Here is an 18,701-nt window from a genome sequence, read left to right on the forward strand (position 1 = left end):
CATGTTGGAGGGTTTTCAACGAAAATATTTACGGGGCTTGGCCCATGGGTTGAAACCGCTGGTCTATGTTGGCCAGAAGGGATTGACCGATGGGGTGGTTGCCTCGGTGGATGAAGTTCTGGAACTCCATGAGCTGATCAAGGTGAAATTTGTTGATTTCAAGGAAAAATCCCAGAAAGAGGAGCTGGCCGCTGTTATTGTCAAACAGACCGGCAGCGAACTGGCCGGGATAATCGGCAATATTGCTATTTTTTACCGTCAGCAGCAGGATCCGGCAAAGCGGACCATCAATCTGCCGCAAAAATAGTGTGTCTGCCACAACCTCTGGATTGACTATTCTCTCAATCTTACGAAGATATTCAGTCAGGATGTCTGCCCAAAGCTGGACGGTCGTCGAAGCTGTTGCCAGTCCATACCCGTACCGGGTATCCTAGGGCGCCGGCAGGGTGGCGGCACTTTCTGTCAGCCAACTCACGATGTCATCAAGAATCAAACTCACGGCCCGGGAAAACCCCTCGACAGCTCCCCTTGAATCATAACGTTCTACTGCCACTTCTTTCGCAAAGCGTTGCTGGGCGATGATGGCTTTGCGGCGGCTGTCAAACAGCTTTCCCCGGATGGCAATTTTTACCATGCCGGGATTGCTGCCGGCATCATGATAAAACTCATCGAGTTCGAGGGCCAGCTGGAGATCGGTGCTGATTGCCGATGGTCGGCGGCAGACCCCGGCAAAAGGACCGTTCTTTTCAAGCCTGGCCGTCAGCAGCCTGGTGAGGGAGTTGGGAGGGGTGTCAGCCCAGGAGGCATATTGGTAAAAACTTCTGGTTGCCGGTGTCTTACTGTAGATTATTTTACGGCTGCTGATCAGGGCCGGGGCCGCTGTTTCCCTGATCAGCAGGGTAAATGGCTGCTTGCGGAAGATAGGTGTAGCCGGCTGCAAGTCCTGAAGGATATAAGTGGTGGTTGGCGCAGAGCCTTTAGTCGGTTTCAAGCTGCAGCTGCCGCAGGCCAGAGCCATGAGCGCGGCGGCCAGAAGTAGCGCATATTTCATTTCCTACCTCCCTCTCCAGGACCCAAGGATGAGCGGTCTGGTCCCCAGATAATTTCCCTGGGCTGCTTGTACTGCTCCAGGGTATCAGTGATCTGCTGAGCCGTTTTAACCAGTTCTCCGGTTAAATATTCCATCTCCAGGGCGATGGTGGTGGCCGAACCTGAAACCATATCATTCAGCTGCCTGCTGTTGTTTTCAAGGCTGGCGGCCAGTTGGTGGAACTGTGTCAGGACCGGGCCAGCGGCGGTGATGGTCTCCTGTGCCATGCCGATGGTCGCGGTAATTGATTCTTCCATCCTGGCGGTCCTCTGATCGAGATGAGCAACCATTGTACGTGAGGTGCCGGCCAGCCTGGTTGCCTCATCAATCAGGGCGGTTAACCGTGCCTGGCCGTCGGCAAGTTGTTTTGATGCACCGGCAAGATCCTGCAGCAGCGAGTGGAACAGCTGCTGGTTCTCGGGTGACAACAAGGTATTGGCATTGCTGATCATCCGGTCAACATTAGCCAGCAGGGTCGGCAGGGCATCGGTAATCATTGCCGTCAGCTCAGTTTGTCCTTCAGGAATAACCGGGAATTTCTCATCTTTCGGAATTTCCTGCAATAGGGGGCTTTCCTGATGGCTGTTGATCAGGTCGATGTTGGCCAAGCCGGTAAGCAGGTTTCGCTTCACCACCGCTTCCGTATCGGTTTTTACCGGTGCGCTTGCGTTCAGTTTAATCACCACTTTTACCTGCTCGATATTGTCCGAAGAGATGTTTAACTGGTCGACACTGCCGACGCGGATACCTTTCATGGTGACCGCGCTGTCAACCTGCAGACCAGCCAGGGAGTATTGCTCAAAGTAGATGGTAAATTTTTTGCTGTCCTGCTGTCCGGATTTTTCGGCAAACCAAAGCATGGCGATCACCATGATGATGGAGAGTATGACAACCATACTGCCGACCAGAAAATAGTTTGCTTTTGTTTCCATGGATGTGCTCCTGCTGGTTACGATATCCCGGCTCGGGAGGCAAAGTAGGCTTTGATCCAGGGATCATCATGCTTTTTGATGTCAGTCAGGGTGCCGTCTGCCAGGATGGTGCCCCGGCCGAGGACGATAATGCGGTCGGCAATGCTCCTTAGGGTATCAAGGTCGTGGGTGACCATGATAATGGTCAGCCCCAGATTATCACTCAATGTCCTCACCAGCTGGTCAAACGCCCGGGCGTTGATGGGGTCAAGGCCGGAGGTGGGTTCGTCAAGGAAAAGCAACTCCGGTTCCAGGGCCAGGGCCCGGGCCAGTGCCACCCGCTTGCGCATGCCGCCTGACAAATCGCTGGGCATCTGGTGGCTGACTGTGGATGACAGGCCGGCCATGGACAGGCGGAGATCAACCATCGGCATGATTAGTTCCCTGCTGAGTCCGCTCTGTTCCAGCAGGGGAACGGCCACATTATCGCCAACCGTCAGGGCAGAAAAGAGGGCGCCATTCTGGAACAGGACGCCATAGCGGTTACGGATAGCGGCCAGGGTTTCCTGGTCGCAGTGCCAGATGTCTGCGCCGAAAAGAGCAATTGAACCCGCAGCCGGCCGCAGCAGGCCGAGCATCTCTTTAAGCAGGACCGATTTCCCGGTGCCGCTTTCACCGATCAGGGCAACAATGGCTCCCGGTGTGATGGTGAAGGTAAGCTGCTGGTGGACAACCTGAGAACCGAAGCTGGTATGCAAATCTTTAACGCTGACAATCGGTTCGACGGCCCCGCTCTTTGTTTCCATGGACTAAATTCCCAGTTCAACGCAGATGATCGCAAAGACCGCATCCAGGAGAATAACGGAGACAATGCTTTGGACCACGGTCGAAGTTGTGTGCAGGCCGATGCTGAGGGTATTATTCTCCACGTTAAGGCCCATGCGGCAGCCGATCATCGCAATAAATATGGCAAATATGGGTGCTTTGCTGATTCCCACCATGAAGGTTTTCAAAGAAATAACCTCCTGCAGGCGGGTAATGAAGGTGGTGCTGGTAATCTCCAGGTGTAGTCCGGCAATCATCATGCCGCCAATGATGCCCGCGAGATCACCAATGAGAACCAGCAGAGGCATGGCAATTGCCAGGGCCAGCACCCGCGGCAGGACGAGCACCTGCATCGGTGACAGTCCCATGGTAACCAAGGCATCAATCTCTTCGTTAAGCTTCATGGTGCCGATCTGGGCGGTGTAGGAAGATCCGGTTCGGCCGGCAACAACGATGGCGACAATCATCGGCGAGAGTTCCCGGCACATGGCAATGCCCACTCCATCGACAATGAAAATATTGGCGCCATATTGTTTGATCTGGATGGCGGAAAGATAGGCGATGACGATGCCGATGAGCAGGGTTACCAGGGTGATAATGGGAATTGCCTCCAGGCAGGCCTGCTGCAGTTGGACAACCAGTTCCTTGGTGCGGATGTTGGCAGGCCGACGGAGGATCTGCCAGAATTCGATGGTGGTCTGGCCGAGAAAGCTGATCAGCCGGAACAGGTTTTCGAACCAGCTGATGGCTGATTTGCCGATCAGTTCCACCGGAGCGAGCGCTGCCGGTGCTGTCACCGGTGCGGTACTGGGGAGATGTTCCCTGACCAGTGTGGCAATATGGAGGTGGGCTTGCTGGAAACCGGTCAGTTTGATGTGGTCCCGCTCCGCGCCTGCCTTGATCAGGGACTGGAACATGACCAGGGCACCGGCCGTATCGAGAGCTGAGAGCCCGCTGCCGTCCACCATGACCGGTTGGGGGGTGGCAAAAACCGAGGTATTGTGCTTAATCTGCCGGTGGATGGCATTGAGGTTTGCCAGCTGCCAGGCTCCTGAAATAACGAGCATGACGGTGCCGGCCTTCTGCTCAATATGCCACCAGGGCGGAGCATGATCGGTTGCTTCCATGGAGAATATTCCTGCGTGATGATCAACTGGTCAGAGGGAATCGTTGCTGTTCTAGGGCTACCATGTTTATGGCCCCATGGCAAGGAGGAGAGCTGCAAAGACCACCATGGTACAGTGAAACTTGATTATTTGCCGCAGCTGGATTAGAATCTAACTGGAAATGGATCAATTCGCAACTTATTTCATGGAGGTGACATGGGACATCGCATTGCCGTGATGCTAACCATCCTTGGGGTGTGTTTTTTACCTGCCTGCACTACGCCGCCGCCGGTTGGTACCACCCCCTGTCCAGAAGTCCGGCTGCCAGCACCGCCGGAAGAGGGTGCACGCCACTACCTGGGGCTACCGGCCGGCATGGAGGAATTTACCTTTGCCGACATCAGCGCAAAGGTGCTGGTGGTTGAAATGTTGCAGGTCCAGTGTCCCCATTGCCAGGGGGAAGCTCCCTCGGTCAATGAATTCTACCAGCTGGTAAAAAAACGCGGTTTGGCTGACCGCATCAAGGTTATGGGTATTGCCACTGGCAACACCCCTTTTGAAGTGGATCTGTACCGCCGGCGCTACCAGGTGCCATTTCCTCTGATTGCCGATCCTGGAGGCAGACAACTGTCTGTCGCGGCAACCCCGACTTTTTTTGTCATTGAACCCCATGCCGACGGTGGACAGGTGCTCTATGAAAAAAAAGGTGGCCTGCCCGGAGGGGAGAAGTTTCTCAACTTGATCATTGAACGTGCACGGTTGGAGTAGGGAGAGGGATGTATGTGTGGAGGAAGATGCCGATGGAAGATGATTGTTTTGCTGATCTGCTGCCTTATGGGCGGTGCTGTGTCAGCCTCGGGTGCGGGACCGGTTCAGGCTGTCTTTCCTGTACCCCACTTGAGTCCGCAGGACAGCAATCTGCGGATACAGGTGGGTGACCGGGCGCCTGATTTCACCCTGCCGGCGATTACTGGCGACCTGATTACCCTTTCGGCGTATCAGGGGAAAAAGAATGTCGTGCTCTCTTTTGTCCCTGCCGCATTCACACCTGTCTGTTCAGCCCAGTGGCCCATGTATAATATGGCTGAAGACCTCTTTTCCCGCTATGATGCTGTCGTCCTGGGGATTGCTACCGACAATATTCCTTCGCTCTACGCCTGGACCCGGGGGATGGGGACACTCTGGTTTCCCGTGTTGTCTGATTTTTGGCCCCATGGCATGGTGGCGAAGGACTATGGCGTACTGCGGACAAACGGTACAGCTGAACGGGCTCTTTTCATTATTGATAAAACCGGGGTCATTCGTTATGTCGATGTTCACGATATCAATGAGCGGCCACCTTTGGACGTCTTGGCAGCTGCTCTGGCGGCAGTGGCAGACCGGCAGAGTGATACAACAGTGAGGTGAATATATGATGATGACCAAATCTCTTGCTCCGGAACAACTGTTTACCGTCTGTGATCTGGATTCACTTCCTTTTGAGACCACAGCAGATCTTGAGGAATTGACCCAGATTGTTGGTCAGGACCGGGCCCTGGAAGCCTTGCAGTTTGGTATCGGCATGCATCATGCCGGCTACAACCTCTATGTTCTGGGACCCGCCGGGATGGGCAAGCATACGGTCGTCCGTCAGTTTCTTGACCGTCAGGCTCAGGAGGATCACCGTCCTTCAGATTGGTGTTATGTCAATAATTTTGCTGACGCCCATAAGCCCAGAGCTCTTCGCCTGCCGCCGGGTATAGGGGCCAAGTTTCGCCAGGATATGGAGCACCTGCTGGATGAACTGAAGTCGGCTATTCCTTCGATCTTTGAAAGTGATGATTATCGTTCCCAACTTCAGGAGATTGAAGATGAGCTCAACAGCTTGCAAGAAGCAGAGTTCAAAGCCCTCCAGCAGGAAGCTGAAAAAAGTCAGATAAATCTCTTGCGGACTCCCCGGGGCTTTGCCTTTGCCCCCATGCGCAATGGCGAAGTCATCAATCCTGAGGAGTTCAATAAACTTCCCCAGGATGACCAGGACAGGATAGAACAAAAGGTTGGCGAACTGCAGGAAAAACTGCAGAAAATTCTGACGCAGATTCCCCAGTGGCGCAAGCAGAGCCGCAGTAAGATCAAGGCACTCAATAGCAAAGTGACCATGTTTGCGGTCGGGATGCTGCTGGATGAAGTGCGGCGGACGTATGCTGACTTGCCGGAAGTGATGGCCTATCTGCAGGCCCTCCAGCAGGATATTATTGAGAATGTTGATGATTTCCGCCCCCAGGAAAAGAGTCCCATGCAAGTTTTTGGCCTGCCCGATTCTTCCCAACCCTCCTTTCGCCGCTATCAGGTGAACCTGCTGGTTGATCACGGCTCGGCGGCCGGTTCCCCGGTTGTTTATGAAGATAATCCCACCTATCAGAACCTGGTGGGCCAGGTGGAGCATCTGGCCCAGATGGGAGCCCTGGTTACTGATTTTTCCCTGATCAAGTCAGGAGCCCTGCATCGGGCGAATGGCGGCTACCTGGTCCTTGATGTCAGAAAACTGCTCATCAATCCCTATGCCTGGGAGGGCTTGAAACGGGCATTGTACGCCCGCAAAGTGACCATTGAATCCCTCGGGCAGATGCTGAGTCTGGTGAGTACAGTCTCTCTGGAGCCCGAACCCATTCCCCTTGATGTGAAAGTCGTCTTGCTTGGCGACCGGATGCTCTATTACCTGTTGTATCATTATGATCCTGATTTTCGCGAATTGTTCAAGGTGGCGGCTGATTTTGAGGATGAGGTGGACCGGCAGGACGCCAACAATCAGCTCTATGCCCGTCTGATTGCCACCATGGTCAAGCGGGAACAGTTGCTGCCCTTTGACCGATCAGCTGTCGGCCGGGTTATCGAGCACAGTGCAAGGATTGCCGGTGATGCCGAAAAACTGTCAACTCATCTCCATAGCATGGCTGACCTGCTTCGTGAAGCCGATCACTGGGCACGTATCGGTGGCCGTGAGGCGGCCACCAATGCGGATGTGCAGCAGGCTATCAATGCCCAAATCCGTCGGGCAGATCGGGTACGAACCAAAGTCTATGAGGGGATCAAACGAGGGACCATTCTCATTGATGTAACGGGGGAGAAACCAGCCCAGGTTAACGGCCTGTCGGTGATTCAGCTGGGCAACTTCATGTTTGGTCAGCCCTCCCGCATTACTGCTACCGCCAGGATAGGCGAGGGCAAAGTCATTGATATCGAGCGTGAAGTGGAGCTGGGTGGGGCTATCCATTCGAAAGGGGTGCTGATCCTTTCTTCCTTTCTGGCCCATCGTTATGCCCTGGAAAAACCACTTTCTTTGTCTGCCAGTCTGGTTTTTGAACAATCCTATGGTCAGGTTGACGGTGACAGCGCTTCGGTGGCGGAACTGTGTGCTTTGATATCTGCCCTCACCGGAGTGCCCATCAAACAATCGCTGGCGGTGACCGGTTCCGTGAATCAGCATGGCATGGTGCAGGCCATAGGTGGTGTCAATGAAAAAATTGAAGGTTTCTTTGATGTTTGCAAAGCCCATGGATTGACCGGCAGCCAGGGAGTTCTGGTTCCGGCCGCCAATGTTAAACACCTGATGCTGCGACAGGATGTTGTTGATGCCGTTCGTCAAGGACTATTTCATATCTATCCCTTGACAACCATTGACGAAGCCATTGAACTGCTGACCGGGATGACTGCCGGAGTTCGGGATGATGAAGGAGGATTTCCGCCGGCAAGCATTAATGGGAAGATGATAGCTCGTTTGGATGAGTTTTCCCGGCTGCGTCAGGAATTTGCGGAAACTGGCAAGGAAAAGAACCGTGAACATGAAGAATGAAACGCCGGAGGACCAGCCGGTAAAAAGAATTCTGGTAATGTTGGACCCTTCGGCGCCCGGGCGGCGAGCTCTCAGAGCGGCAGCCGGTATTGCTGCTGATCTGCAGGCTGAGCTTCTTGGCTTGTTGGTGGAGGATATGAATCTGTTCCGTCTTGCCAGCCTGCCTTTTACCCGCGAGATAAATCTGTTCACCGGCTCTAAGGAGGATTTCCCCCCATCCAGTTTGGCTCAGGGGCTTCAGGCTCAAGCCGAAAGGTTGCGCCGCAACCTGGCAGCGGCGGCTCAACAGCGGCAGGTTTCCTGGTCCTTTCGGGTGACGAGGGGTGAAATTGTTGCTGAAGTGATGACCGTCATGCCCCAGGTTGATATTCTGATTATCGGCCGACCGCGGCAGTCTTTGCCCAGCCGTTTACGCCTCACCTCCCATGACTTGGGGAGGCGGTCTGGTTCACAACAGGAGCGGCCGAAAGCTGCCGGACACTATCCGGTCATGGCCTATTTTAATGGTTCACCTTCTTCATTGAGGGGAATGGATACTGCCGGTTTGCTGGCCCGTGATAACGGCGGATCGCTGCGCATCATCCTGCCCCTGGGAAACCAGCCGCTGTTGAAAGAGCTGGAGCAGCAGGTTTTGCAATGGATGCGGCAGCGCCATCTGAAAGCCCGCCTGATTTATCTTGCCGAAGTGACCATCGAAAAGGTTGTCCACCTGGTCAATCGTGAACATGGCAGTGCACTTGTCCTCGGGCGGGATACATTTGATCTTGATCAGGGGAGTTTCAGTGAGTTGCTGGACCTGCTGCCCTGTCCGGTGGTGTTGGTGAACTAGGGATCAGGCTTTTTCCGCCAGCAGTCTCATGACCAGCTGCATATCCTCCCAGACATCCCGCTTCTTGTTCGGGTTGCGGAGCAGAAAGGCGGGATGATAGGTGGGAATGACCAGGGTCTGGTCGCTGAACTGGTGGGGATGGCCGCGCAGCTTGCCAATCGGCACGCTGGTCTGGAGCAGGGTCTGGGCAGCAAAGGTGCCGAGGGCGCAGATGATGCGCGGTTGAATAGCGGCAATCTGTCGTTCCAAGAACGGGTAGCACTGTAAGATTTCTTGGTTTTCAGGGTTGCGGTTGTTGGGTGGCCGGCATTTGAGAATGTTGGCGATATACACCTGATCCCGGGTCAGGTTGATGGCCTCGATAATCCTGGTCAGCAACTGCCCGGCCCGGCCGACAAAAGGAATTCCTTCCCGGTCCTCATCCCTTCCCGGTGCTTCGCCGACAAACATCAGGCTGGCTTCAGGGCTGCCGGCGCCAAAGACAATCGTGGTGCGGGTGGCGGCCAAGGGGCAGCGTTGGCAGTCGCCCAACTCTTTTTCAATGTGAGCCATCAACGCTTCTTTGTCCACCACTTTCCTGAGTATCCCCGGATTTTTCAACTTCTGCTGCAGTTTGAGATGGGCTTCCAATTGCTCAAGGTCACTGGTATTGCCTGTTTTCATGTTCACGATGCCATCCCATCCTTTTTCAGGGCCAGCACATGATCCAGAATGATCTCGGCAACCTTTTCTTTCGACATCAGAGGAAAGCTGCTGATGGTTCCTTCCCGGTCAATGATTTTAACAATATTGGTATCGTAGCAGAAGCCGGCCCCGGGGGCAGTGATGTCATTGGCGACAATCATGTCGAGGTTTTTGCGGCGGATCTTTTCCTTGGCATTGTCAACCAGATCATCGGTTTCTGCAGCAAACCCCACCAGGAAGCGGTTTCCTTTATTGCGGCCAAGGCCGGCAAGGATGTCAGGGTTGGCTTCCAGTTCAAGGCAGTGGGGGCCGGCCCGCTTGATTTTTTGGGTTTGCTCTTCCGCCGGGCGGAAATCAGCCACCGCAGCTGCCATGATAATGGTGGTTACCCCATCGAGATGTTCATTGATCCGCTGTTCCATTTCCCGGGCGGTGGTGCAGTGGATGGTTGGCAGGCGGCAGGGAACTGGTAGCCTGCTGGGGCCGGAAATCAGGATTACTTCAGCCCCCCGGCGGCGGGCTACGGTGGCCAGGTTATATCCCATTTTTCCGGATGAACGGTTGGTGAGACAGCGGGCCGGGTCAATGGCTTCCTCGGTGGGACCGGCGGTAATAAGTATTTTTTCGCCGGCCAGATCATCAGGGTAGAGCAAGGTTCTGATCTCTTCCATGATTTCATCCACGTCAGCCAGCTTGCCCCGACCGGTGGTGCCGCAGGCCAATTCGCCTTCCGCCGGATCCATGAAAAAATATCCCATTGATTTAAGCCGGTCGATGTTGGCTTGGACCACCGGACTGGCCCACATGTTGGTGTTCATTGCCGGAGCAAAGAGGACCGGCACTCGGGTGGCCATGACCATGGTGGAGAGAAAGTCATCGGCAATGCCGGTGGCAATTTTGCCGATGATGTTAGCGGTGGCCGGCGCGATGACTAGCAGATCGGCTCGCTCGGCGAGGGAGACATGGCCGATTTCCGACGCGGCGAAGAGAGTGAAAATTTCGGTGGTGACCGGATTTCCGGATAGGGTTTGAAAGGTGAGCTGGCCGACAAATTCCTGGGCGCTTTTGGTCATAATGACATGGACATTAGCCCCTTCCTTGGTCAGTTCCCGCAGCAGCAGCACCGATTTATAGGCGGCAATCCCACCCGTTACTCCCAGCAGAACTTCTTTCCCATTCAGCATAGGTGTTCCTTGTATCGTTACGGTTGAATATCAAATGCTGTTCTATCGTTGGTGCATTTACATGGCCAGAGTTTGGCCGGTCTGTCAAGTTTTTTATCTTTACGGGTGCTATTCCTTGAAATAATGACGGGGGTCGAGGGCATCCCGAATTCCCTCGCCAAGGAGGTTGTATCCCAGAACGGTTATCAGGATGGCCAAGCCGGGAAAGAGGGAGAGCCACCAGGCGTATTCCAGGTTATCCTTGCCGGCGGTGAGCATGTTGCCCCAACTGGGGGTAGGTGGTTGAACCCCGATGCCGAGAAAACTGAGAGCCGACTCGGTGAGAATGGCGCCGGCCACTCCCAGGGTGGCGGAAACCAGCACCGGGGCCATGGCATTAGGCAGAATGTGCTGCATGATGATCCGGAGGTTGCTGGCTCCCTGGCTGCGGGCGGCAAGGATAAATTCCCGTTCCCTGATGGAAAGTATCTCAGCCCGAATTAGGCGGGCCACTCCCATCCAGCCGGTGATGCCGATGACTGCCATAATGTTCCAGATGCTGGGCTCCAGCATGGCAATGACCGTGAGGATGAGAAAAAAGGAGGGGAAACAGAGCATAAGATCCACCAGGCGCATAATCATTGTGTCGACGATACCGCCGAAGTAGCCGGCCATGGTTCCCAGAAAGGTGCCGATCAGGGTGGCGATGCCAACTGCCACGAACCCGACTTTGAGGGAGATGCGGGCGCCCCAGATCATGCGACTTAAAATGTCTCGTCCCAGCTCATCGGTGCCCAGCAGGTGGTCAGCGCCGGGCGGCAGGAGAATGCTCTGCAGATTGATGGCGCCGGGATCATAGGGGGCAAGCAGTGGGGCTAGAAAAGAAACGGCAAAGAGAACCAGCACGACTGCCATGCCGGCAATCGCCAGTCTGTTGTGCAGCAATCGCTGGCTGAAGGTTGAGGTGTGGTGTGAGACCGTACTATTCATGGTGGCCCACCCGGATGCGTGGATCAACGAGGGCATAAGAGATGTCAGCCAGCAGATTGCCGACCAGGGTCAGGACGGCACCGATGACCAGCGTCCCCATAATCAACGGGTAGTCACGGGCCATGACGGCGCCGTAGAACATCTGTCCCATGCCGGGAATGGCGAAGATGGTTTCAAAGATGACGCTGCCGCCGATCAGGCCGGGAAGGGAAAATCCAAGAATAGTGATGATTGGCATCAGGGCGTTGCGCAGGGCATGTTTGCCGATGACGACCGATTCTTTCAAACCTTTGGCCCGGGCGGTGGTGATATAATCCTGGCGGATGACCTCAAGCATATTGCTGCGCATGTAGCGCGACAAGCCGGCCAGACCGCCAAAGGCGGAAACCAGTACCGGCAGCAGCAGATGACGGGCGCGGTCAATAAAGACAATCCAGAAACCAGCATCAGCAGCATGGGGCGACTGGAGGCCGGAAATGGGCAGCCAGCCAAGATGCACACCAAAAAGAATCATCAGGAGCAGGGCCAGCCAGAAGGTTGGGGTGGCAAAGCCCAGAAAAACAAAGATTGTCAGCAAGCGGTCCCAGAGGGAATGCTGCCGGACGGCGGAAAAAATGCCGATGGGCAGGGCTGCAATAATAATCAGCAGCAGGGAGAGGGCGTTGATGGTCAAAGTAATGGGAATGCGCTCGCGGATCTTATCCCATACCGGCCGGTTGTCCTGGGCAAAGGAGGTGCCCAGGTCGAGTCTGACCACCCGTTTCAGCCAGTTGACATAGCGGATAGGCAGGGGCTTATCAAGGCCGTAATGGATGCGCAGCCGTTCTCTGACTTCCGCAGTCGCTTTGGGATTGAGGTTGGTGAGTAGATCAATGGGCTCACCGGGGGCCAGATTCATCACCAGAAAGGAGATCATGGTGATGCCTACCAGCATCGGGACCATCAAGGCTATTCGTTTGCCAATAAAGACGATCATCTTTGCAACCGGCGCCTACTGGGTGTATTTCTGCAGTGCTTGCGGGACATGCCACTTGATGAAGTTGTGGGAGATGCCTGCCGGTGCCGGTTCAACACCATGGAACCGGGAAGCGATAATCGGCAGCGACTCAGGGACGTACAGAAAAGTATAGGGTTGTTCCTCGGCCAGAATTTCCTGGAAACGGGCATAATATTGCTGCCGCTCCTGCTGGTCAAAGGTGTGCCGGCCTTTTTCCAGCAACAGATCCACTTCGGGGTTTGTGAAGCTGATGAAATTCAGTTCTTTGGCATCAGTTTTTGATGAGTGCCAGATATCATAGATGTCCGGATCCTGACCGGTGGTCCAGCCAAGAATAACGGCCTCAAACTTTTTTTTGTCGATAAACTCATTGATGAAGGCGGACCATTCAATGATCCGAATTTTCATCTCAATGCCAATCTCCTGCAGGCGGCGTTGGATGATGACCGCCGCCTGGGCCCGCAAAGCGTTACCCTGGTTGGTCATCAGCGTAAAGGAGAAAGGACGGCCGTCTTTATCAAGCAGGCCGTCGTTATCCCGGTCCGTCCAACCGGCGTCTTGCAGCAGTTTTTTTGCTTTCTCAGGGTCGTAGAGATAGGTTTTTTCTGGGACATGGTAAAACCAGGTATCAGGTTTGTAGGGGCCGGTAGCTACCTGGCCGTAGCCCAGCAGGACACCATCGATAATTTCCTGTTTATTGATGGCGTAGCTCAATGCCTGCCGGACCCGTTTGTCCTGAAACAGGGGATTGAGCAAGTTGTAACCCAGATAGGTGTAGGAAAAGGAGAGGTAACGGTATTTGTTGAACTGCTCGGCAAACTTTTTGCCGTCGGTCTGCCGGTCATACTGGATGGGGGTGAGTCCCATCCAGTCAAGATTGCCCGCTTTAAGCTCGAGGAACATGGTGGCTGTGTCGGGGATAATCCGGTAGCGGTAACGGTCGATGTAGGGGCGGCCTTCGAAATAATCATGATTGGCCACCAGTTCAATTTTCTCACCGCCCAGCCATTGGGAAAAACAAAACGGGCCGGTGCCGACGGGTTGGCGGGACAGGGGGCTTTTGGTGATGTCCTGACCTTCAAGAAGGTGCTTGGGCAGGATGGCCAGCCCCCAGCTGGACAGTGCCGGGGCAAAGGGAACTGCATAGGTGACTTGAAAGGTGTACGGGTCAAGAACCCGGGCTTCTTTTACCTGCTCAAAGTCGCCGGCATAGGCAGTGGGTGTTTTTGGATCGATGATGGTCCGGTAGGTGAACAGCACATCATCAGCGGTAAAGGGGCTGCCGTCATGCCAGTGCACATCCCGACGCAGATGAAAGGTGATTGTCAAACCATCAGCGGAAATTTCCCATGATTCGGCCAGTTCTCCTTCCAGTTTCAGATTCTTATCGTAGCGAACCAAGCCGTTATATATATAGCCGGCAATCTGGTGGGATGGGCTGTCTGAAGCCAGTAGTGGGATGAGATTGCTGGCGTCGCCAATGGAGCCGACCACAATGGTGTCGCCATAGACCGGCTCTGCTATCTTTCCGGCTGGCGTTTCAGCTGAAGAATGCGCGGTTTTTGCCTTGGTTTCAGCTTCAGGGGTCTGACCGCAGGCGGCAATCAGGACGAACAACACAATGCCCGTCAGGGCAGATAAAACTTTCTTTTTCATAGAGTCTCCCACGATAAACAATTGGCTAAGTAGTAGCGTAATCCGCAGAGCAAAACAAGTGGTTTTTACATCAGAAATCATTGCTGCCAACGGGATGAGCGCTGTTTTTGGAGCAGGGGTGATTGTTTGGCAGCCGGCGAGCCCACAGTAGCCGGGGAGAGGTAGCTGCCGGTATGGATGGTGCGCCGGAGCAGGTTACAGCCACTTTTTCCGGTAGAAGAAGTAGACCATCAGTCCCATGGCCAGTGCCATCAGGAGCAGGATCAGGGGATAGCCATACGACCATTCCAGTTCGGGCATGTGTTTGAAGTTCATGCCGTAGATGCCGGCAACAAAGGTTACCGGAATGAAGATAGTGGCAATGATGGTCAGTACCTGCATGATGGTATTCATGCGGTTACTGAGACTGGAGAGATAGATTTCCATGATGCCGGTGGCCATTTCCCGGTACATTTCCATCAAATCAATCAGCATATTGAGGTTGTCAGACAAGTCACGAAAAAAGGGTAAAACTGCTTTCGAAAACCAGGGAACATCTCCTCGCTGAATTTCAATGACAATCTCTTTAAGAGGCCAGACAGCCTTTCTGGCAAGCATGATATCCTGCTTGAGACCATGGATGATTGGCACCATCTCAGGCTGGGGATCGGCAACAGCTTGAATCTGGAGGTTTTCGAGGGCAGTATCAAGATGGGTCAGACTGAGGAAGTAATGGTCAACAATCAGGTCGATAATGGCGTAGGCGAGGTAGTCCGTGCCCAGTTCTCGAATCCAGCCGCGTTTTTTCCTGATCCGTTCCAGCAGCAGATCAAAGGAGGTCATTTTCTGATTGCTGATGGTGACCAGGAAATGGCTGCCCAGAATCAGGCCGAACTGGCCGATGGTGAGCCGCTTGGAGTGTTCATCCAGCTGGATGACCTTGATGACCATGAATGTGTGGTTAGCAAAGTTTTCTATTTTGGGACGCTGATGGGTGCTGCCCAGATCTTCAAGAACCAAGGCATGAATGCCGAAATGCTTGCCAATTTCCTCCAGTATCCCGGAGTCAGGCAAGCCGGCAACATGCAGCCAGTTGACGGCTGCCGGATCAATGGCCTCGAGACATGCGGCAAGCGGCTGCTCATAGCGTTCCTCAAGGGAGGTTGCCGTATAGGTGAGTAATGATATCCCAGGTGGCTCTGCAACCGTTGTGGTAACGGCAACGGTTCCCGGTGGTTGACCGATCTTGCTGACAGCTTGACGAAGGTGGTTTTTCATAATTTCCCAAGTATGGCACTAACGGGTTGCTGCGTCAATCATTCAAGTGCAATGAACTGCTGAAGAAGACGGGTGCTGGTGAACATGATATCGTAGCATGGCAACGGACGGTATTTCCTCTAATGCCGGTAAAAAAAATCGGCAAGTGCACTATTGTGCAGATTGCCGATTTTCATACTGGTCGGGGCGAGAGGATTTGAACCTCCGACCACCTGAACCCCATTCAGGTACGCTACCAGGCTGCGCTACGCCCCGTTGTGTCATTTTGCTGCAAGCTATCGTGATTGAAGCAATTCCTTTAACTGTTCCAAACCCTCCTTTACCCCGGCCAGAAGATCAGGGCATGGCGGCGGTATTTTTTTGTGTTGTTTGAGCTGATTCAGTTTTTTTCTGGCGCCGGCAACCGTGAAGCCTTCATCATAGAGAAGGCGCTTAATTTCCAATAGCAATTCCAAATCTTTACGCTGGTAGAGACGCTGCTTGGAGTTGCTTTTTTCCGGCGAAACCAGCTCAAACTCAGATTCCCAATAACGTAAAACATAAGGTTTTACGTTAACAATATCGCTCACTTCCCCGATGCGGAAAAAAAGTTTATTGGGTATTCGGCCAGCGTCCATGACAGCTTGTCATCAGCTGTTGTTTATAAGTTTTCGCAGTACGTTGCTGGGTTTGAAACTCAGAACCCGGCGGGCTGAGATGGTAATCTCTTCGCCGGTTTGCGGATTGCGTCCCCGACGAGCATTCTTGTCCCGGATGGTAAAGCTGCCAAAGCCAGAGATCTTGACGTTTTCACCATATTCCAGCTTGTCTTTCATGATTTCAAAAATCATGTCGACAATGCGGGCTGATTCTCGCTTTGACAACCCTACTTTTTCGTAGATCGTTTCAACGATATCCGCCTTGGTCATCGTTAGTCCCCTTTTTTCCCTGTCACACTACATAAAAAATCAGCGTATCTGACCGCTGAAGTCCTGTTTGAGCCTTCTACCTATTTTATCGATAATGGCATTTAGCTTATTATCTGTCAAGGTTTTATTCATATCCTGAAAGGTAATTCTGAAGGCAATGCTTTTTTTGCCGACCGGAATATTGTCACCTTCATAGAGGTCAAAAACGGCGACCTTGACAATCAACCGGTTGATCGCCGATATGGTTTCCATCATTTCCGTTGCAGAAATGCTGCGATCGACCAGCACCGCCAGATCCCGTTCAGCGGCCGGATAACGGGGAATGGGCTGGAATGTCGGGCAAAAATCTGTGGCTGCGATCAGGGGACTGAGCAGCAATTCAAAGACAAAAATTTCCTGATTGCCGGCAAAATGTACCGCCACATCAGGGTGCAGCTGGCCAAAACTGCCGATAAGCTGATCTTCCAGCATGATGGCTGCCGACCGTCCAGGGTGATGGTATGGTTCCGATCCCTTAGCTGAAAAAGAAAAGTGCCGGCCGCATGTTGAGGAAATTTCTTCAATCATTCCCTTCAGATCAAAGAAATCAATATTCTCAGCTGTAGTGTTAAAATGCTGCGGGTAGCGCTTGCCGCTGGCCACTCCGGCCAGACAGAGATCCTCCCGGGGGAGCTTTTCCCCGGCCCGGGCAATATAGGTTTTCCCCAGTTCAAACAGGCGTATATCCCTGGTTTGTACCCGGTAATTGTCAGCCAGATTCGTTAAAAGGGCCGGCAGGAGGGTTGTTCGCATAGCTGACATTTCTTCCGTCAGCGGATTGCGCAGGTAGACCAGCTGCCGACGGTAATCATCGGCGGGGATGGCAAGCCGCTCGAGTGCTTTCGGATTCATGAAGCTATAGTTGATTGCTTCATCGTAGCCGAACGAACGGGCCAGGGATTTAAGGGTGACCGGCAGACGGTCATCATTAAATCCGCTCCCTCCCTGTTCCCGGATGACGGGCAACGTTGTGGGGATTTTATGGTAGCCATAGACCCTGGCAACTTCCTCAATCAGGTCCGCTTCCCGGTCGATATCGAAACGGTATGAGGGAGGGAGGACCGTCTGGCTGGTGTCCGTGGCCTCGACAATCGTAAAGTTGAGCCCGGAAAGAATAGTTCTGACTGTTTCAGCTGTCAGCTCAGTACCCAGCAGCCGGTTGGTATAATCGGTGCGGATGGTGATTGCCGTCGGCTGGTGCGGCAGAGGATGAATATCCAGCCGCTCGGCAACAATCTCCGCCTTGGCCAGCTGAGCCAGCAGTTCAATAGCCCGATCGGCGGCCCGTTCAGTTCCCAGGGGATCAACACCCCGTTCAAAACGGTAGGATGACTCGGTAGAAAGTCCCAGGAGCCGTGATGACCGACGGATTGAGGCCGGCTGAAAATATGCGCTTTCGATTAATATATTTCTGGTTCGGTCGGTGATTTCGGAGTTCAATCCCCCCATAATTCCGGCCACGGCCACCGGCCCCCTGCCGTCACAGATCATCAGGGTATCCTGATCCAGCGGCCGTTCGATTTCATCAAGGGTGACAAAGGTTTTGTCCTGAGCTGCCTTGCGGACAATAATAGTTTGATCGGTCAGCGACTCCAGGTCAAAGGCATGGAGCGGCTGACCAGTTTCCAGCATCACATAGTTGGTGATGTCAACAACATTGTTGATGGACCGGACGCCGGCCGCCTGAAGCCGCTGCTTCATCCAGAGCGGTGAGTCGGCCAGCACGATATTTTTCGCCACCCGACCCACGTAGCGGGGGCACAGGTCGGGATCTTGGATGCTTATGGACACCAGGTCGGCATTCTTCTCGTTGCTTTCGGCATATGTCGGGGTAGGATAGGAGAACTGGCGGTTGAAGAGGGCGGCGATTTCTCTGGCAACCCCGATGACACTCAGGCAGTCGCCCCGATTGGGGGTGATTTCCACTTCAAGAATATGGTCGTCAAGTTCCAGGTAGTGAAAAAGGGGTATGCCCAGCGGTGCGGATTCAGGGAGAATAATAATTCCTGCCGATTCCTCTTCCAGGGCCAACTCAGCAGCGGAACAAAGCATGCCGGAGGAGGAGATTCCCCTGATTTTAGCTTTTTTTATGGTTATGCCGCCCGGCAGCCTGGTGCCAACCGGGGCCATGGCTACATGATCACCTGCTTTCATGTTGGTGGCGCCGCAGATAATCGAAAAACTTTCGCTGCCGTCAAAGACAGTGCAGAGAGAGAGTTTGTCGGCCTGGGGGTGTTTCTCCATCCCGGTGATTTGGGCGGTAACCACACTGGACAGATCCGGGTTGACGGTGGGCATCACCCCGGCAACTTCCAGACCGGACATGGTCAGCCGTTCGGCAGCCTCAGCAGGAGCAATACCTGTAAGGTCAACAAAATCACCTATCCATCGCCAGCTGACGTTCATTGAATATC

The 18,701-nt window shown here is 53.8% G+C and carries 18 protein-coding genes and 1 tRNA gene; 5 read left to right on the forward strand and 14 right to left on the reverse strand.

Annotated elements, in window-relative coordinates:
* Nucleotide 1 precedes the first annotated feature (1 nt).
* The gene (gene yhbY, locus JXO50_01445; protein ID MBN2331753.1) at nt 2–307 is read left to right on the forward strand and encodes a ribosome assembly RNA-binding protein YhbY; all 306 of its coding nucleotides are present in this window, start codon (nt 2–4) and stop codon (nt 305–307) included.
* Between the two features lie 123 nt (nt 308–430).
* Here yhbY and JXO50_01450 read toward each other — a convergent pair whose 3' ends face one another.
* The 4 genes from JXO50_01450 to JXO50_01465 are packed head-to-tail and all read right to left on the reverse strand — an operon-like array spanning nt 431 to nt 3,953.
* Entirely contained in the window at nt 431–1,051 is a 621-nt protein-coding gene (locus JXO50_01450; protein ID MBN2331754.1) for a membrane integrity-associated transporter subunit PqiC, read from the reverse strand.
* Complete coding sequence (locus tag JXO50_01455) at nt 1,048–2,022, reverse strand: MCE family protein (GenBank protein ID MBN2331755.1); 975 nt, start codon at nt 2,020–2,022, stop codon at nt 1,048–1,050. Before JXO50_01455 ends, JXO50_01450 begins: the two co-directional genes overlap by 4 nt.
* 17 nt (nt 2,023–2,039) lie before the next feature.
* Nucleotides 2,040–2,807, reverse strand: a complete 768-nt coding sequence (locus JXO50_01460; protein ID MBN2331756.1) for an ATP-binding cassette domain-containing protein — start codon at nt 2,805–2,807, stop codon at nt 2,040–2,042.
* 3 nt (nt 2,808–2,810) lie between these two features.
* Complete coding sequence (locus JXO50_01465) at nt 2,811–3,953, reverse strand: ABC transporter permease (protein MBN2331757.1); 1,143 nt, start codon at nt 3,951–3,953, stop codon at nt 2,811–2,813.
* 195 nt (nt 3,954–4,148) lie between these two features.
* Here JXO50_01465 and JXO50_01470 point away from each other — a divergent pair, with 195 nt between their 5' ends.
* From JXO50_01470 to JXO50_01485, 4 genes are read left to right on the forward strand one after another with little or no spacing between them, the layout of a single operon-like run.
* Nucleotides 4,149–4,700 carry a TlpA family protein disulfide reductase gene (locus JXO50_01470; GenBank protein ID MBN2331758.1) on the forward strand — a complete coding sequence of 184 codons (552 nt, stop codon included), beginning with the start codon at nt 4,149–4,151 and terminating at the stop codon, nt 4,698–4,700.
* A gap of 39 nt (nt 4,701–4,739) precedes the next feature.
* Nucleotides 4,740–5,339, forward strand: coding sequence for a peroxiredoxin (locus JXO50_01475; protein MBN2331759.1), 600 nt, complete (start codon nt 4,740–4,742; stop codon nt 5,337–5,339).
* Nucleotides 5,340–5,349: 10 nt separating this feature from the next.
* Nucleotides 5,350–7,764 carry an AAA family ATPase gene (locus JXO50_01480; GenBank protein ID MBN2331760.1) on the forward strand — a complete coding sequence of 805 codons (2,415 nt, stop codon included), beginning with the start codon at nt 5,350–5,352 and terminating at the stop codon, nt 7,762–7,764.
* Nucleotides 7,748–8,593, forward strand: a complete 846-nt coding sequence (locus JXO50_01485; GenBank protein ID MBN2331761.1) for a universal stress protein — start codon at nt 7,748–7,750, stop codon at nt 8,591–8,593. The genes JXO50_01480 and JXO50_01485 overlap by 17 nt, the downstream gene beginning before the upstream one ends.
* A gap of 3 nt (nt 8,594–8,596) precedes the next feature.
* Here JXO50_01485 and JXO50_01490 read toward each other — a convergent pair whose 3' ends face one another.
* The 10 genes from JXO50_01490 to JXO50_01535 form a co-directional block, all read right to left on the reverse strand.
* The gene (locus tag JXO50_01490) at nt 8,597–9,256 is read right to left on the reverse strand and encodes a uracil-DNA glycosylase (GenBank protein ID MBN2331762.1); all 660 of its coding nucleotides are present in this window, start codon (nt 9,254–9,256) and stop codon (nt 8,597–8,599) included.
* A gap of 2 nt (nt 9,257–9,258) precedes the next feature.
* Nucleotides 9,259–10,461, reverse strand: coding sequence for a bifunctional phosphopantothenoylcysteine decarboxylase/phosphopantothenate--cysteine ligase CoaBC (gene coaBC, locus JXO50_01495; protein ID MBN2331763.1), 1,203 nt, complete (start codon nt 10,459–10,461; stop codon nt 9,259–9,261).
* Nucleotides 10,462–10,569: 108 nt separating this feature from the next.
* Entirely contained in the window at nt 10,570–11,430 is an 861-nt protein-coding gene (locus JXO50_01500; protein MBN2331764.1) for an ABC transporter permease, read from the reverse strand.
* Complete coding sequence (locus tag JXO50_01505; protein ID MBN2331765.1) at nt 11,423–12,406, reverse strand: ABC transporter permease; 984 nt, start codon at nt 12,404–12,406, stop codon at nt 11,423–11,425. Before JXO50_01505 ends, JXO50_01500 begins: the two co-directional genes overlap by 8 nt.
* A gap of 15 nt (nt 12,407–12,421) precedes the next feature.
* The gene (locus JXO50_01510) at nt 12,422–14,083 is read right to left on the reverse strand and encodes a peptide-binding protein (protein MBN2331766.1); all 1,662 of its coding nucleotides are present in this window, start codon (nt 14,081–14,083) and stop codon (nt 12,422–12,424) included.
* 195 nt (nt 14,084–14,278) lie between these two features.
* Nucleotides 14,279–15,340 (reverse strand): magnesium/cobalt transporter CorA, encoded by a 1,062-nt coding sequence (gene corA, locus JXO50_01515; GenBank protein ID MBN2331767.1) that lies wholly within the window; start codon nt 15,338–15,340, stop codon nt 14,279–14,281.
* Between the two features lie 178 nt (nt 15,341–15,518).
* A tRNA-Pro gene (locus tag JXO50_01520) sits at nt 15,519–15,595 on the reverse strand.
* Nucleotides 15,596–15,615: 20 nt separating this feature from the next.
* A complete protein-coding gene (locus tag JXO50_01525) occupies nt 15,616–15,957 on the reverse strand; it encodes a MerR family transcriptional regulator (GenBank protein MBN2331768.1) in 342 nt (113 codons plus the stop codon).
* A 12-nt stretch (nt 15,958–15,969) separates the two neighbouring features.
* Nucleotides 15,970–16,248: an integration host factor subunit alpha gene (locus tag JXO50_01530; GenBank protein ID MBN2331769.1), complete on the reverse strand. Its 279-nt coding sequence runs from the start codon at nt 16,246–16,248 to the stop codon at nt 15,970–15,972.
* A 39-nt stretch (nt 16,249–16,287) separates the two neighbouring features.
* Nucleotides 16,288–18,693: a phenylalanine--tRNA ligase subunit beta gene (locus JXO50_01535; GenBank protein ID MBN2331770.1), complete on the reverse strand. Its 2,406-nt coding sequence runs from the start codon at nt 18,691–18,693 to the stop codon at nt 16,288–16,290.
* Nucleotides 18,694–18,701 lie beyond the last annotated feature (8 nt).

Source organism: Candidatus Anaeroferrophillus wilburensis (assembly GCA_016934315.1).
Taxonomy (GTDB): domain Bacteria; phylum Desulfobacterota; class Anaeroferrophillalia; order Anaeroferrophillales; family Anaeroferrophillaceae; genus Anaeroferrophillus; species Anaeroferrophillus wilburensis.

Bases quoted from the DNA above. Each gene is read 5' to 3' on its own strand.
- yhbY (MBN2331753.1), top strand. From the start codon at position 2: ATGTTGGAGGGTTTTCAACGAAAATATTTACGGGGCTTGGCCCATGGG.
- JXO50_01450 (MBN2331754.1), bottom strand. From the start codon at position 1,051: ATGAAATATGCGCTACTTCTGGCCGCCGCGCTCATGGCTCTGGCCTGC.
- JXO50_01455 (MBN2331755.1), bottom strand. From the start codon at position 2,022: ATGGAAACAAAAGCAAACTATTTTCTGGTCGGCAGTATGGTTGTCATA.
- JXO50_01460 (MBN2331756.1), bottom strand. From the start codon at position 2,807: ATGGAAACAAAGAGCGGGGCCGTCGAACCGATTGTCAGCGTTAAAGAT.
- JXO50_01465 (MBN2331757.1), bottom strand. From the start codon at position 3,953: ATGGAAGCAACCGATCATGCTCCGCCCTGGTGGCATATTGAGCAGAAG.
- JXO50_01470 (MBN2331758.1), top strand. From the start codon at position 4,149: ATGGGACATCGCATTGCCGTGATGCTAACCATCCTTGGGGTGTGTTTT.
- JXO50_01475 (MBN2331759.1), top strand. From the start codon at position 4,740: ATGATTGTTTTGCTGATCTGCTGCCTTATGGGCGGTGCTGTGTCAGCC.
- JXO50_01480 (MBN2331760.1), top strand. From the start codon at position 5,350: ATGACCAAATCTCTTGCTCCGGAACAACTGTTTACCGTCTGTGATCTG.
- JXO50_01490 (MBN2331762.1), bottom strand. From the start codon at position 9,256: ATGAAAACAGGCAATACCAGTGACCTTGAGCAATTGGAAGCCCATCTC.
- coaBC (MBN2331763.1), bottom strand. From the start codon at position 10,461: ATGCTGAATGGGAAAGAAGTTCTGCTGGGAGTAACGGGTGGGATTGCC.
- JXO50_01500 (MBN2331764.1), bottom strand. From the start codon at position 11,430: ATGAATAGTACGGTCTCACACCACACCTCAACCTTCAGCCAGCGATTG.
- JXO50_01505 (MBN2331765.1), bottom strand. From the start codon at position 12,406: ATGATCGTCTTTATTGGCAAACGAATAGCCTTGATGGTCCCGATGCTG.
- JXO50_01510 (MBN2331766.1), bottom strand. From the start codon at position 14,083: ATGAAAAAGAAAGTTTTATCTGCCCTGACGGGCATTGTGTTGTTCGTC.
- corA (MBN2331767.1), bottom strand. From the start codon at position 15,340: ATGAAAAACCACCTTCGTCAAGCTGTCAGCAAGATCGGTCAACCACCG.
- JXO50_01525 (MBN2331768.1), bottom strand. From the start codon at position 15,957: ATGGACGCTGGCCGAATACCCAATAAACTTTTTTTCCGCATCGGGGAA.
- JXO50_01530 (MBN2331769.1), bottom strand. From the start codon at position 16,248: ATGACCAAGGCGGATATCGTTGAAACGATCTACGAAAAAGTAGGGTTG.
- JXO50_01535 (MBN2331770.1), bottom strand. From the start codon at position 18,693: ATGAACGTCAGCTGGCGATGGATAGGTGATTTTGTTGACCTTACAGGT.